The sequence below is a fragment of the Chitinophaga agrisoli genome (assembly GCF_008386695.1).
GTDB classification, from domain to species: Bacteria; Bacteroidota; Bacteroidia; order Chitinophagales; family Chitinophagaceae; genus Chitinophaga; species Chitinophaga agrisoli.
The window spans coordinates 1802051-1816922 of the sequence record NZ_VUOC01000004.1 but is presented as its reverse complement, the minus strand read 5'-3'; the positions used below and the strand labels follow the sequence as shown (position 1 = coordinate 1816922).

13 protein-coding genes are annotated in these 14872 nt (G+C 50.7%); 12 read left to right on the top strand and 1 reads right to left on the bottom strand.

Annotated features, from left to right (window positions below; translation table 11 throughout):
- The 7 genes from F0L74_RS26375 (at position 1) to F0L74_RS26345 (ending at position 8181) form a co-directional block, all read left to right on the top strand.
- Positions 1–687: an RloB family protein gene (locus F0L74_RS26375; protein WP_149840898.1), complete on the top strand. Its 687-nt coding sequence runs from the start codon at positions 1–3 to the stop codon at positions 685–687.
- 87 nt (positions 688–774) lie between these two features.
- Complete coding sequence (locus F0L74_RS26370; RefSeq protein WP_149840897.1) at positions 775–1359, top strand: Crp/Fnr family transcriptional regulator; 585 nt, start codon at positions 775–777, stop codon at positions 1357–1359.
- 260 nt (positions 1360–1619) lie between these two features.
- On the top strand, positions 1620–4934 hold the full coding sequence (locus F0L74_RS26365; RefSeq protein ID WP_149840896.1) for a TonB-dependent receptor: 3315 nt from the start codon (positions 1620–1622) through the stop codon (positions 4932–4934).
- Between the two features lie 21 nt (positions 4935–4955).
- The gene (locus F0L74_RS26360; RefSeq protein WP_149840895.1) at positions 4956–5453 is read left to right on the top strand and encodes a hypothetical protein; all 498 of its coding nucleotides are present in this window, start codon (positions 4956–4958) and stop codon (positions 5451–5453) included.
- Between the two features lie 63 nt (positions 5454–5516).
- Positions 5517–6458 carry a glycerophosphodiester phosphodiesterase family protein gene (locus F0L74_RS26355; RefSeq protein WP_149840894.1) on the top strand — a complete coding sequence of 314 codons (942 nt, stop codon included), beginning with the start codon at positions 5517–5519 and terminating at the stop codon, positions 6456–6458.
- Positions 6459–6752: 294 nt separating this feature from the next.
- The gene (locus F0L74_RS26350; protein ID WP_149840893.1) at positions 6753–7679 is read left to right on the top strand and encodes a hypothetical protein; all 927 of its coding nucleotides are present in this window, start codon (positions 6753–6755) and stop codon (positions 7677–7679) included.
- Positions 7680–7791: 112 nt separating this feature from the next.
- Positions 7792–8181 (top strand): VOC family protein, encoded by a 390-nt coding sequence (locus tag F0L74_RS26345; protein WP_149840892.1) that lies wholly within the window; start codon positions 7792–7794, stop codon positions 8179–8181.
- Here the strand turns inward: F0L74_RS26345 and dcd are convergent.
- Complete coding sequence (gene dcd, locus F0L74_RS26340) at positions 8178–8714, bottom strand: dCTP deaminase (RefSeq protein ID WP_149840891.1); 537 nt, start codon at positions 8712–8714, stop codon at positions 8178–8180. The genes F0L74_RS26345 and dcd overlap by 4 nt on opposite strands.
- Positions 8715–8861: 147 nt before the next feature.
- On the opposite strand from dcd, the gene F0L74_RS26335 reads away from it, so the two are divergent.
- From F0L74_RS26335 to F0L74_RS26315, 5 genes are all read left to right on the top strand, one after another.
- Positions 8862–9482, top strand: a complete 621-nt coding sequence (locus tag F0L74_RS26335; RefSeq protein WP_188316171.1) for a 4'-phosphopantetheinyl transferase family protein — start codon at positions 8862–8864, stop codon at positions 9480–9482.
- Positions 9483–9630: 148 nt separating this feature from the next.
- Positions 9631–10134 carry a shikimate kinase gene (locus tag F0L74_RS26330; RefSeq protein WP_149840889.1) on the top strand — a complete coding sequence of 168 codons (504 nt, stop codon included), beginning with the start codon at positions 9631–9633 and terminating at the stop codon, positions 10132–10134.
- Positions 10127–10513, top strand: coding sequence for a DUF423 domain-containing protein (locus tag F0L74_RS26325; RefSeq protein WP_149840888.1), 387 nt, complete (start codon positions 10127–10129; stop codon positions 10511–10513). Before F0L74_RS26330 ends, F0L74_RS26325 begins: the two co-directional genes overlap by 8 nt.
- A gap of 34 nt (positions 10514–10547) precedes the next feature.
- Positions 10548–11987, top strand: a complete 1440-nt coding sequence (locus F0L74_RS26320) for an alpha/beta hydrolase family protein (RefSeq protein ID WP_149840887.1) — start codon at positions 10548–10550, stop codon at positions 11985–11987.
- 255 nt (positions 11988–12242) lie between these two features.
- Positions 12243–14831, top strand: coding sequence for an FtsK/SpoIIIE family DNA translocase (locus F0L74_RS26315; protein WP_149840886.1), 2589 nt, complete (start codon positions 12243–12245; stop codon positions 14829–14831).
- The last annotated feature ends 41 nt before the right edge of the window (positions 14832–14872 follow it).

The following is a 14872-nucleotide window of genomic DNA, read 5'->3' as shown; positions in this document are numbered from 1 at the left end:
ATGGGCAAAGCTACCAAAGCGATCAAAGTAACGGATAAGAGAGGAGAGAAGCCATGGCTGAAGAAAATAGAATCCGTTTATAACATCGAGACGAAAAACAAACGAAAGACTTTCCTCATTGTTTGCGAAGGACAAACAGAGGAGCAATATTTCAGGGCATTTCCTGTAGTTACTGCTACCATTAAGTTGGTGCCGCTGGGAACATCCACGAAGATGAGATTAGTGGAGTGTACGGAGGCCCTTTGTGAGAACGAAACATATGATGAGGTTTGGTGCGTATTTGACATGGACTATGACGGGGATAAGGACGGAGAAATCGAAGAATTTAATACTGCCATCCGGCGTTGTGCCGATCTGAGCTTCAAATGTGCCTATTCCAACGATGCCTTTGAGCTATGGTTCGTGCTACATTACCAATATCTTGAGCAACAACACCGCCGGAAAAAATTCTATGAATTACTCAGCAAGTATTGGGATATGAACTACGAACGGCACGGAAAGGTAAAAGCATTTTCCAAAAGCATTTACAACCGTTTGCAGGAAGATAAACAATCCAACCAGGAAAAAGCGATCGCGCATGCAGAAAAACTGTTTAACCAGCACCGAAGCAAACCATATCATCACCAGAACCCCGTTACCCTTGTATATCAACTGGTAACTGAACTAAATAAATACCTCCGGAAATAGGGCTAACCCCCATGTTAAATCTGCGTCTAACCCTTCCCCATATCCGCACATTATTTCTATCTTGCGCACTCAAACGAGCCGCTTCGCATGCGCACCATTCCGTCGGCAGGTTTATACGAATACCTGACAGAGCAAAAAATACCAGGTTACAAAGACAAAGTGAAACACATCACTTTAAAAAAAGGTCACCAACTATACGGCCCTCCGCAGCGGCATACAGATATCTATGAGATCATTACCGGCGCTGTAAAACTGGGCGATATCTCGCCAAAAGGAGAGGAGTATATCTACGAGATCCTGGTGCCGGGAGAGTTCTTTGGTAACCTGGCGCTGTTGGGTGATGACTTCTCCGAGCTGTGTAAAGCATTATGCGCCACACAGCTACGCACCTACGATCTGGCATTCTTTAAACACCTCACCACACACGATCCTTCTGTTGCAGAATGGTTCATCTCCAAAGTGGTATCCCGCTGGAATAAAACAGAATCTGTATTGGCCTGCATCCGCGCTTTTGAGCCCCGCGAAAGGATCCAGTATATGTATAATACCATGGATAAGCGTATAATCATTCCCGGTAACAGGGAGATCACGCTCAATAAATTACTTACTAATAAAGACCTCGCAGACCTCACCGCTACCACCCGCCAGCTCGTGGCAGATACGATCAAATAACGCAGTTTGTTAGAATCTTACAATCGTAATATTTTCTTAACCTCCCCGCTGTATGCCTGATTGCATGCCGTGTTAGAATCTTACATCGGTAATACTTTGTTAAACCCGCACTGCAAATTCGCGGTATAAATTTGCCCCGTTATTATACTCGTGGGACATGGCCAACAAAATACTTATGAAATAAGTACAGGGCTTCTTTTGCCCAAACTTGCCAACAAACTGATCAACCTTTAAATATTAAACTCACATCCACTATTCTTATGTTAAAGAAAAAAGATCTGCTCTATTTATTGTATCTGTTGTTATTGCCGCTGGCAATGCATGCACAGGTTACAACAGGATCGGTGACCGGTACCGTTAAAGCGCCCGATGGCAAAGGCATGGATGGCGCTACGGTGATCGTTACACACACGCCTTCCGGTACGCGTTACTCAAACGTGTCCCGCAAGAATGGCGCATTTACATTAGCGGGCCTGCGCGTAGGCGGCCCCTATACCTTACTGGTACAGTATGTGGGCTACAAACCGCAAACAGTGGAAGGTTTTAGTATCTCCCTGGGCGATGCCTATAATATTACCGTTACCCTGGGCGAAGAAGATATAAAAATGCTCGAAGGCGTAGAGGTGAGATCTGCCGCGCGCAAAGGCGCTACAGAAAAAAGCGGTGCTTCCACTACGTTTAATTCCCGCATGCTTGCTACGCTGCCTTCTTATAACCGTAGTATCACGGACTTTACGCGGTTAACGCCGCAGTCTAACGGCGGCAACTCTTTTGCCGGCCGTAGCGGGTATTATAATAACCTGAAAGTAGATGGCGCTAACCTAAATAACAACTTCGGTCTTAGCACGGATCCCTTACCGGGTGGCGGCGCACAGCCTATCTCCCTGGATGCGTTTGATGAGATCTCCGTAAACATCGCCCCGGTGGATGTGCGGCAGTCCGGTTTTACCGGCGCCGGTATCAACGCTGTTACTAAAAGCGGCACCAATGAGTTCCATGGCTCCGCTTTCGGTTACTACCGTAACCAGTCTTTCAATGGCCGTAATGTGGGCGATGTAAGGCTGGATGAAGCGGCCAAGTCTTCCCGTACCAACTTTGGCGCCAGCCTGGGTGGGCCTATCATCAAGAACAAACTATTCTTTTTTGTAAACGGCGAATATGAAAAGAACTCCGGCCAGCAGATCAGCAATTTTGTGCCTGCCAACAGTACGCATGATGGCAACCATTCTGATGTGTCTCTGGATTCCCTGGCTAAGCTGGCGCAGTTCCTGAAAGATACGTATCATTATGATCCGGGCGCTTTTGATGGTTATCCGGCGGCGGATAGGTATAACTATAAATACCTGGTAAAGCTGGACTGGAACATCAACAATCATAACAAGCTCACCGCCAAGTTCAGTGATTTTGTGAGCAATGAAGATCCTTCTTCCATTAATGGTAATTCTATCATTGGCGGTGGTGGTTTCTCCATCATCGGTTCCACTAACTCAATATCTACCCTGCCTAATAACAGGTTAAGCCAGAAAGCGGCTACGTTTGCTAACTCCGTATATGGTTTCAAACATACCGTACGTACCGGTACCCTGGAGCTGAACAGCAACTACGGCCGTATCTCTAACAGCCTGTTGCTGACCGCCAGTAAGGTCCGTGATACCCGTATCACCAACAGCTCGCCCTTCCCGTTTGTAGATATCTTTGATGGTGGCAGCACGCCCAATAACTACATGAGCTTTGGTTATGAGCCGTTCTCTTATAATAATGATGTGATCAATAACGTATACAGCGTTACGGATAACTTCACCTACTATACAGGCAAACATACCCTCACAGCCGGTGTTAACTATGAGTACCAGCTGGTGGGCAATATGTTTATGCCCGGCGCGCAAAGTTATTATGCCTATAATTCGCTGAATGATTTCATCACCCAGCAGGCGCCTGTCTATTACTCTTATGCCTACTCCCTGGTGCCCGGTCAGAAAGCCGTTTACTCCGCAGAGCTGAAATATGGCCAGCTGGGCTTTTATGCGCAGGATGAGATCAATGTAACGCCTAAATTGAAAGTAACAGTAGGCCTGCGTGCGGATAGGCCTGTATATATCGAGAAGGCATTGGAGAACCCGGCTATTACCGCGCTCTCCCTGCCTGATGCAGATGGTAACTTTACCCATTACAATGGGCAGTGGCCTAACTCCCGTTTTGTAATGTCTCCCCGTGTAGGCGCCCGTTGGGATGTGCTGGGCGATAAGTCCCTCATCCTCCGTGGTAGCATGGGCATCTTTAATGGTATCGCGCCTTTTGTATGGCTCACCAATATGCCTACCAACTCCGGCATGTACCAGAACAGCGTAGCGCTGAAGAATACCAACCCGGACGATGCCAAGGTACTGGCTGGTATGACCTTCAATCCTAACATTGACGCTTATGCCGGTAAATTCCCGCCGGTGGCTGGTACGTCTGTGCCTACCAATATCGTGGTGGTGGATCCTAATTTTAAATTTCCGCAGGTGTTCCGTACAGATTTTGCGGTGGATAAGAGCCTGGGCAATGGTTTTAACGTAACGGTGGAAGGGATGGTCACGAAGGATATCAACGCCATCTGGATGCGGAACGCTAACCTGAAAGACGCTACCGGTCTGGCCAATGGCCCGGATAACCGCCCGCGGTATATCTCTGCGGCGCCGGCAGACAGATACCTCTATCCCGGTATCAGCTCCGCTATCGTACTGGAAAATACCAGCAAAGGTTATTCCTATGCCTTCACCGGTATCTTGTCTAAAAACTTCGCTAAAGGGTTCTATGGCTCTATCGCCTATACCTATACCAAAGCAAAGGATGTAACGGCGAATGGCGGTTCCCAGGCATTCTCCATATGGAACTCCAATGCTACCGTAGGTACCAGCAACACACAGGAGCTGTATAACTCCTCTTCTGCTATCCCGCACCGGATCGTGAGTGTGCTGTCTTACCGTATTGAGTACGTGAACCATGGCGCTACCACGCTATCGCTGGTATACCAGGGCGCACCCAGCGGCACGGTGACCTACCGTCTCAATGGCGATATGAATGGCGATGGCAATAACCAGGACCTCCTGTATGTGCCTAAAACCGCCAGGGAGCTCACCTTTGAATCATACACCGCTACTGTAGGCGGCGTTACCTACACTTATACGCCGGAACAGCAGGCAGCTGCTTTTGACAAGTTTATCAATAACTCTCCTTACCTGAGCAAACGCCGCGGTCAGTATACAGAAAGGAACTCCGCGCTGATGCCCTGGTATAGCAACCTGTCCGCCAGGTTCCTGCAGGATTTCTTTATCCGCACCCGCAACCAGCAGCACACACTGCAGTTCAGCGCAGATATCCTGAACCTGCCTAACCTGCTGAACAAGTATTGGGGCATACAGAAAGGCACTACCACCACCCAGCCGCTGACCTTCAGCAAGTATGATGCAAATGGCGCTCCCATTTACCGTATGCAGAACCAGGGCGGTGTACTGTATACCAAACCTTACCAGGATGTTATCAGCGCTTCCAGCACCTGGTCGCTGCAACTGGGATTACGTTATAGTTTTTAATGCCTGAACTTAGAAAACCGTATGAAGAAGATCATTTATCTATCCGCATCTATAGTGGCCATGTCCTTTACCGCCTGCACAAAGGAGAACGACTTTGTAAAGGATACGCTGGAAAAAGCATTGCCCGTTATCGAAGTGTCCAGCCTGGGATTGCAACAGCAAACCGGCCCTTTTACCACCGCCAGCGCTATACAGGTAACCTTTGGCGGCGCTATTACCAATGCGAAGCCGGGTACGTTTGATTATGCCTGGTATGATGGGAACACCCTGGCAGACAGTGTGCATTTCCCCACCTGGACAGAAAAAGCCACCGCGGCTACCGCCAACCAGTCCATCACTACAGACCTGCTGCCTACCAGCTATGCCAACACGCAGGCTTTTACCGGAAACCTGGTGATCAAACTGGCCAGCCTTACCGGTGGCGGTAAATCCTATACCTTAAAGGTGTATGCGCGTACCGGCGGCGATAAACCAACGATGGCTACCGTATCTGTTTCTAAACTCATCACTGTTAATTGACCCTTTATCCTGTATGTATGCACCGGACCTTGTGCCGGTGCATACTTTTTTTAAACGGATCCCATGTATATAAAACGCTTTAACACAATAATCGCCGCTGCCGCATTACTATTGTCCGTGGCAGCTACCGCAACAGCGCAACAGGTTGCCGCCGGCGTAGATTTCAGGACCGTGCAGGAGCTGCAGCAGTTCCTGGCCTATAGCCCTAAGCGCATACCAATGGTAAGCGCTCACAGAGGCGGGCCACAGGCGGGTTTCCCGGAAAATGCCCTGGAAACTTTTGCAAACAGCATCCGCCTGCAGCCGGTCATCATTGAATGTGATATCACCCTCAGCAAGGATTCCGTACTGGTGCTTATGCACGACGATCGCCTCGACAGGACCAGCACCGGTACCGGGCCCTTACGTGACCGTACCTATGCGGAGCTTACCACCTTGCAGCTAAAAGATAACCAGGGCGATACCACGCCATATCACATACCGCAGCTGGATGATGTGCTCCGCTGGGGCAGGGGCAAAGTGATCTTTACCCTGGATGTAAAACGCGGGGTACCTTATGCTATGGTGATCGATGCGGTGCACCGCTGCCATGCGGAAGCCTGCGCTGTTATCATCACCTACAACGCTGCACAGGCGGCAGAAGTGCACCAGCTGGCGCCAGAGCTTATGATCTCCGCTTCCATCCGGAATAAGGAAGACCTGGAGCGTCTGCATACCGGCGGCGTACCGGACAATCGCCTGCTGGCATTTGTTGGCGTGAGCGAGGCGGACCCTGAATTATACCGCCTGCTGCATGAACATGGCATCCAATGTATACTGGGCGTAATGGGTAACCTGGACCGCCAGGCGGCTGCCCGCGGTCCGCAGGTGTATTATGACCTGGTAGACCGTGGCGCGGATATCCTGTCCACAGATGCCCCGGTAACGGCCGCACAGGCATTAGAGGATTATATCCGGCAGCACGGGCTGCCACAATGGAAAATGCCTGAAGATCAAAAACAATAATACACTGACAGATGCGACCACCTGCCGGTAATGACGAAGATCCTGATGCGTTAGGTTATTATCCTCCCGCTATGTATACCATGAAAGCAAGGCCGCTCCGGAAAAAGGGGCGGCCTTCGTATTTACATGACCGTTAAATTATTATTAACAAAAAAATGCCCTGCCGGGTATCCGTTAGCGTTTATCAATCAATAACATTATCTTTAACGATTGTTCGTTTAAACCTTCCTTATGTCTATTTTAAAAACAAGATGGAAAATTGAATCCGATAGGATCACCATCCAACCCTTTGGAATGCAATTCATTCTCGCTGGTGTGTTAGGCGTTATTTTCCTTGGCCTGTTCATTGTTACAAAAGTGCTTGGCCAAACAAACTTCGGTTCGGCAGGTATGGCCGTTTTCATGTTATTGATACTGGGGATATTAGCCCTGAGCGGCTTTACGTACATTGTCTTTGACCGCAATACCGGTACCATGACGAAATTGCTGCTTGGTTTTATCCCGGCAAAACGTATCCCGTTCGACCAGCTGCAGGGAGTAAACATCGTTACCCAGCGGCCAGGCAGCTTTAACTACCGGGTGTTTAAAAAGGATAACCAGTACGGAAGAGGTACCCTGATCTCCTGCGGCTATAGCAAGGATACAGATCGCAACGCGGTGGCGTTTAACAACGAGGTGGTCCCCGCCATTCACCGGTTCCTGGACGCCGTAGCGCCCCTGGCGCCTGCTAAACAGGCGGAAGCGATTACTGATTACCAGCATTTTACGGCAGACGGTAGCGTGTATACGCTAAAGATCAAAAAAATAGGCCTCCTGGTCTTTGGACTGGGTTTCCTGTTCATCGGCATCCACGAATGCACGCCGGCAGCCTGGGTCACCGAAACCACTACGATAGGTAAGTTGATGATGTGTGTGGTGCCAATATTGTTTGGCGTTATCTTCACAGCGGCGGCTTTCACAAAGATCACTTTTGATACCAGCGCCCGCATCGTGGAAAGAAAGAGCCCGATCATGCTGGGTAATCACCGTTTTTCTTTTAACGAGTTCTCCCACTTTCAAACCATCCGCAAAACGTATAACGGCATCTATGCAGGTACAGATGTGCAGATGTATTTTCTGGAAAAGAGCAGCGGGAAAGCTAAGTCTATGCTGTTAACCAGCTTCCGTAATACCAGACACATCGACCGGTTTGTGGAAGAGGTAAAAAGTATCATGAAATAAATAGCGTTTTATACATGCAAAGAGGCCGGGGCATTTGCTCCGGCCTTTTTTACAGCAATACACTTTTGTACAGGATTTCGTACATTCAGTTTGTATTAAATCCTGCACCGTTATGTCCGCCCATACAACATACGGCCTTACACATATCGCCTTACTGGTAAAAGACATTGATACGGCTGTCCGCTTCTACACCGCCGTTTTTGACGCGCGGGTCATGTACCGGCAGCCGCATTTTGCGCAGATCCAGACTGTGGGCTCCAATGATATTATCGTGTTTGAAGAGGCGCCGGAGCGCTTAGGGGAGATTGGTACTACGGGCGGCATCCTGCATTTTGGCTTCCGCCTGCAACGGCCGGAAGACTTGCCCATGATGGCCGCCCGCGTACAAGAGGCAGGCGGCGTTATTACACAGCAAGGCGAGTTTGTGCCCGGCGAGCCGTATATCTTTTTTAAAGACCCGGATGGGTATGAGGTAGAGTTGTGGTACGAAAAAGAGGATTAGAACTCATTCCGCCACATCATGCTTTCTACCGGCTTGATGGTCCGGTTATTATATTTAGCGTTGCCCTTTTTGTTATACAATGTCGCCACTTCGCCTTCCACCACAAAATAGATCAGCTGGCCAATGGGCATACCGGCGTATATCCTTACGGGTTGCGCGCAGGAGATCTCCAGCGTCCAGGTATTGCAAAAGCCTACATCGCCCTTGCCGGCAGTGGCATGTATATCTATACCCAGGCGGCCGGTGCTGCTCTTGCCCTCCAGGAAAGGCACATGGGCATGTGTTTCTGTATATTCTTCCGTTACCCCCAGGTACAAAGTGCCGGGTTGCAGCACATACCCTTCCGCAGGGATCTCAAAATGATCGATCTCATTATGGGTACGGGCATCCAGTACACGGTCCTTATAAGTAGCCAGGTATTTGCCCAGGTGCACATCATAAGAATTGGTGCCCAGGTACTTGCGGTCATACGGTGAGATCACGATCGTGCCTTTCTCAATTTCTTCCAGGATGCGGGTATCGGAGAGGATCATAAGCTGTTTGTGGTTGTTAGTGTCGTTGGTTATAAGTTATATAGGTAGTCTGAGAAGCAAATATAGGGCGCTTCTATCACTAACGGACTAACAACTAATAACTAATAACTATTTTTGCAAGATATGCCTTTAATACGTACCATACAAATGGATCAGTCAACCCGGCTGGGAGTGTGGAAAATAGGTGAACAAGAGGAGGAGGCGTTCTTTCGTGACCGGGTAAGTATATCACCGCTGGTGCATCACCCTCATAAACGCCTGCAGCATTTTGCCGGGCGGTACCTGCTTAAGGAGTTATATCCCGATTTTCCCGTAGAGGAGATCCGTATTATGGACAGCCGCAAGCCCTACCTGCCATCCAACAGCTTTTATTTCTCCATTTCCCATTGCCGGGATCACATCGCTGTGATCGTGAGCAAAAAAACGGCCGTGGGTATTGATATAGAGGCCATGCAGCCCAAAATTGCCAAGGTGGCCCATAAGTTCCTGGGGCCGGCAGAACAGGCTTTCATTGACGCGGAGCATTCCCTGCCCCATCAAACCGTATGCTGGAGCGCCAAAGAGGCCGTATATAAATGGTATGGCCTGGGTAAAGTGGATTTCCGGGAAAATATGCAGCTGGAGCCCTTCGATTTCCGCACCGCGGGATTCATTACCTGTAATTTTAACAAGTCAGATAAATTGGCAAAGCTATATTTGCAATATGTAGTGGATGGGGAGCTCTGCCTCGCGTGGACTGCCCGGGAGGAGGAAGCCGGCAGCCTGTGAGGCTGGAAAAACAGGAATAACCAGGAAAAGCTATCAACTATCGACTAATAACCTGTAACTTTTTTTGCATGTAACCGCCGCCCGGCGACCTTAGCATCGCCCCGGAGCCGGTTAGTGTCAAATAAAGGGACGCCTAAACTAAACGACCTTGAAAATATTCCTGATCGGCTTTATGGGAGCCGGAAAATCATACTGGGGAAAACAACTGGCAGAGCACTGGAACTTACCCTATTACGACCTGGACGAGGTGATCGTAGCAGAGGAGGAGATGGCCGTCAGCGATATATTTGCCACCAAAGGGGAAGATTATTTCCGCGAAAGGGAAAGCGCCTTGCTGCGCGGACTGGTACAGCAGGATAAATTCCTGGTATCCTGCGGCGGCGGTACCCCCTGTTTCCAGGATAATATGGACTTTATGAACGAGAACGGCGTTACCATCTGGCTCAATCCCTCTGTGGCAGTAATGGTAGAGCGCCTGCAACGTAAAAAGTATAAACGTCCGCTCATACAGGATCTGGCAGATGAAGACCTGACCGCCTTTATCGAAAAAAAGCTGGCAGAGCGCCAGCCGTTTTACCAGCAATCACAGCATATCATCGCATCGGATCATATTTCACTGGACACATTTGAAAAAGAATTAAAGAATGCATAAGGGTTTTTTAGTATGGGCTGCCGTATTGGGCGCCCTGGCCGTCATGTTAGGGGCTTTTGGCGCCCATAAGCTAAAGGAGCTGGTGCCGCCGGAAACCGTAAGCACTTTCCAGACAGGCGTTACTTACCAGTTCTATCATGTATTTGCCTTGCTGGCCGTGGGTATTTTATACGCCCACATCCCGGGCCCGCAGCTGATCTGGGCCGGCCGCTGCTTTATTATAGGCGTGCTGCTGTTTTCCGGCTCCCTGTACCTGCTTACCATCCTCAAAATGACCAATACCGTTGGCCTGCGCGGCGTAGGTATTATTACGCCTATCGGCGGATTGGTGTTCATTGTGGGCTGGATAGCATTACTACTGGCAGTACTGAAAAAATAATGCGCATCCGCGCCAAACAAATCTATACACCGAAATGCAGAAGCACCTTCTCAGTATTTTTTGCTGTCTTATTATTTCAATCACCGGTTACGCCCAGAACGATAATACACACGATATCTCCGGCGCCTGGTACGGCGTTTTCAGCAACTATATGGGCGAAAAACAACGCCTGCTGATAGTGCTGGAACGGAACAAACGCGGGTATGTTGGGCAGCTTAAAAGCCCGGATAAGACCCAGGCCTCCCTTACGCTGGACAGCGTGGACTATACGGCGGGCGTATTACGGTTCCGGGTAAACGAGATAGGGCTTTCCTATAAAGGCGGCTGGGATGCCGCCAATAAACGTTTTAACGGCTTCCTGCTGCAGAGCGGAGACCAGGTGCCGCTGAATATCTCCAAGGATGAGATCTCAAAGGAGGCGCTGTACCGCCATCCGCAGGACCCGCAGCCTCCTTTTAACTACCGCCAGGAAGATGTGATCTTCAGCACCCGCGACCAGGATATTGCTCTGGCAGGCACTTTTACGCGTCCGGCAGATAGCACGCAGCGCTACCCGGTGGTGATCCTCCTGAGCGATGGCGGCCCCCAGGACCGTAACAGCGAGATGGTTGGCCACCGTCCTTTTTCCGTGATCGCAGACCAGTTGACCAAAGCGGGGATAGCCGTATTGCGTTGCGATGACCGCGGCGTGGGCGGCAGTGGCGGTAATTATGACGATGCTACCCTGGAAGACCAGGCCAATGACGTGCGGGCAGCCATCAGCTACCTGCAGCAACGCAAAGATGTAGACCCTGCCCAGATAGGCCTGCTGGGCCATGGTAAAGGCATGGCCGTGGCAGCTATAGCCGCCGCGGATAATGACAGCGTGGCCTTCATGGTATCTATGGCAGGTTCCGGCCTGCCACTCCGCCAGCAGCAGGAGGGTTACCTGGTACAAACGCTGGCCGCCATACAACCGGGTATCCCGGATAGCACCGTACAACGTTTCCTGAAAGCGGCCCAGCCCTGGTTTAACCTGCTGGCCACGGAAAAGGATGAAGATAAGCTGCAGGAGCAGGGCAAACCTTACCTGCAGGCGCTTTACCGCCAGTTCAGCACCTTATCGCTCCGTATGCCGGAGCAGGTTTTTGTAGACGGTATGCTGGCCGTGCAAACCACGCCCAATATGTTGTCTACTTTCCGGTTTGATCCGCCTGCCTGGCTGGCGCGTGTTAAATGTCCGGTACTGGCCCTGAACGGCGCTAAAGACCTGGCGGTGGATGCTGACCTGAACCTGACCGCCATCCAGAACGCCCTGCTCAAAGGCGGCAACCAGCAGGTGACCGTACGCAGTTTTGAAGGGGTAAACCACCTCTTTCAGCAATGTAAGACCTGCGTAGTGAGCGAATACGGCACGCTTGATCAAACCATCGACCCGGCTGTGCTAGAGTTCCTGACCCGCTGGGTAGTGGTGATCGTAAACCGCGCCAATTGACCGGAAACGACCGGCAATAACATCCCCTTACGTACCTGGTTATCAATAAACTAACCGTGTAATAACCGGCCGGCAGCAGGCCAACAGCGCGCTGCCGGCCGGGGTTTCCGGTAAATTTTCCACTACCGTACAATAAATCAATCCGTTAGTCTAATCCCCTGACAGCGCAGCATCTGCACATCCCTCAGCACATCAGCACATTAGCAGATCCGCACATTAAAGAATTCTTTCCTATTTTTGACCCCGAACTACACTATGTCAAGAAACAAGCTAAAATCCGAAAAACCGGATACTAAGAAACCGCAGAACAAGCCTGATGCGAACGTGTTGAAAAAGGATAAGGAAGCGGAAGTAAAGGTAAAAGAGTTGGTGAGGGACGAGCGCACGCACAAGGTACTGGGAATGATCTGTTTACTGCTGGCAGTTTGCCTGTTCACCGCTTTCACCTCTTACCTGTTCACCTGGGAGGAGGATCAGGATAAGGTGTTCCGGTACTCCTTCGGCGTACTGTTCATGAACGGTATCGATGTAGATAACCTGCTGGGCAGGTTTGGCGCCTTCATATCACACTGGTTCTTTTACCAGGGCTTTGGTACTGCCTCCTACTTTTTCTGCTACCTCTTTTTTATACTGGGTATCAACTTTATCGTAGGCCGCCGCGTATTCCGCATATGGCGCAATGTGAAGCATATCCTGTTCGGATTGCTGTTCATCAGTACTACGCTGGCCTTTATTGCCATTCATGACGGCTTCCCCTGGGGAGGCGCCGTAGGCGATTCGATCAGCCGCTGGAGCAATGGCTTCATAGGCAAGACCGGTACCGCCCTGGCCCTGCTGGTGGTAGGCCTTTCCTGGCTGGTATGGAAATTTAACTTTGAGTTTAAACTGCCGGAACGTAAGCCTAAACCGGCCCGCCCGGTTCCTGTGCCGGTACCGGAAGAAACCGTACCTGCGCCCCCGGTAACGGGTAAGGGCAAACGCAAGAACGCCGTAAAAGGCGATGCCGGCGTTATGGTGATACCGCCCGCAGAAACAACGGAAGAAGAGGATATGCAGCTGGTGGAACGCCCCGCGGTGCGCCCCGGCATTACCTATATACCGCCGGTAATGAATGTGCCGGAAGTGGAAGAAGAGGAAGAGCTGGAAGAAGAACTGGAAGAGGAGGAAGAAGAAGATCCGGGGCCGCTGTTGTATATAGAGGAAACCGTAGAGCCATCTACCAATAAACGCGGCAAACGCGGTGCGCCGGAAGAAGTGGCCTTTGAGATAAAAGGCGGTATCGGCGAACCGGAAGAGGATATCGTAGATGATGTGGAAATGGTGCGGGACCCCGTGCATGCAGATCCCTACGACCCCATGCTGGACCTGCGGGATTACCTGTATCCCACCCTGGACCTGCTGGATACCCACAACCACGAAAAAGTGGTGCAGGACGCCTCTGAGCTGGAAAAGAACAAGAACCAGATCATTGACACGCTTAAGAACTACGATATCTCTATCCAGAAGATCAGCGCTACCGTAGGCCCTACGGTAACCCTATACGAAATAGTGCCCGCCGCCGGCGTGCGCATCTCCCGTATCAAGAACCTGGAAGATGATATTGCCCTGAGCCTCTCCGCGCTGGGTATCCGTATCATTGCGCCCATCCCGGGTAAAGGCACCATTGGTATAGAAGTGCCCAATGTGAAAAAGAGCATCGTGTCCCTCAAGGCCCTGCTGGCCTCTGAAAAGTTCCAGCAGAATAATATGGACCTGCCCATCGCCATCGGTAAAAAGATCGATAACGAGAACTTTATCGCAGACCTGGCCAAAATGCCGCACCTGCTGATGGCCGGCGCTACCGGTCAGGGTAAATCCGTGGGCATCAACACCCTGCTGGTCTCCCTGCTGTATAAAAAACATCCTTCCCAGCTTAAGTTTGTACTGGTGGATCCCAAAAAAGTGGAGCTAAGCCTGTACAAGCTGATAGAGAAACATTTCCTGGCCAAGCTGCCGGGCGAGGAAGATGCTATCATCACCGATACCAAAAAAGTGATCCATACCCTCAATGCCCTGTGTATTGAGATGGATGTGCGTTATGACCTGCTCAAGGAAGCCGGCACCCGCAACATCCGCGAGTATAACAACAAATTTGGCCAGCGTAAGCTAAACCCGCTCAAAGGCCATCGTTACCTGCCCTTTATAGTGCTGGTGATCGATGAGTTTGCGGATCTGATCATGACCGCCGGCAAAGAGGTGGAAATGCCTATTGCCCGTCTGGCACAGCTGGCCCGCGCCGTAGGTATACACCTGATCATTGCTACCCAGCGCCCTTCCGTAAATATCATCACCGGTACCATTAAAGCCAACTTCCCGGCACGTATTGCGTTTAAGGTATCTTCCAAGATAGATTCCCGCACCATCCTGGATATTGGCGGCGCTGAGCAGCTGATAGGGCAGGGGGATATGCTGGTATCCTTTAACGGGGAGCTGGTGCGCCTGCAATGCGCCTTTGTGGACACGCCCGAAGTGGAAAAAGTGGCAGAGTACATTGGCGACCAGCGCGGCTACCCGGAAGCCTTTATGCTGCCGGAGTATGTGGATGAAAAGGAACTGGAAGGCAAGGAATTTAACCTGCAGGACCGCGATCCCCTGTTTGAGGAAGCCGCCCGCATTATAGTACAGAACCAGCAGGGCTCAACCTCCCTGTTGCAACGCCGTATGAAACTGGGCTATAACCGCGCCGGCCGTTTAATGGACCAGCTGGAAGCCGCCGGTATCGTAGGCGGCAATATGGGCTCCAAAGCCCGCGATGTACTGGTAAAAACGGAGGCAGACCTGGAGGAGATACTCAACAGCTTTTAACTTTTGACACGTATCACAGTCTAATAGATAGCCGGGTTGCA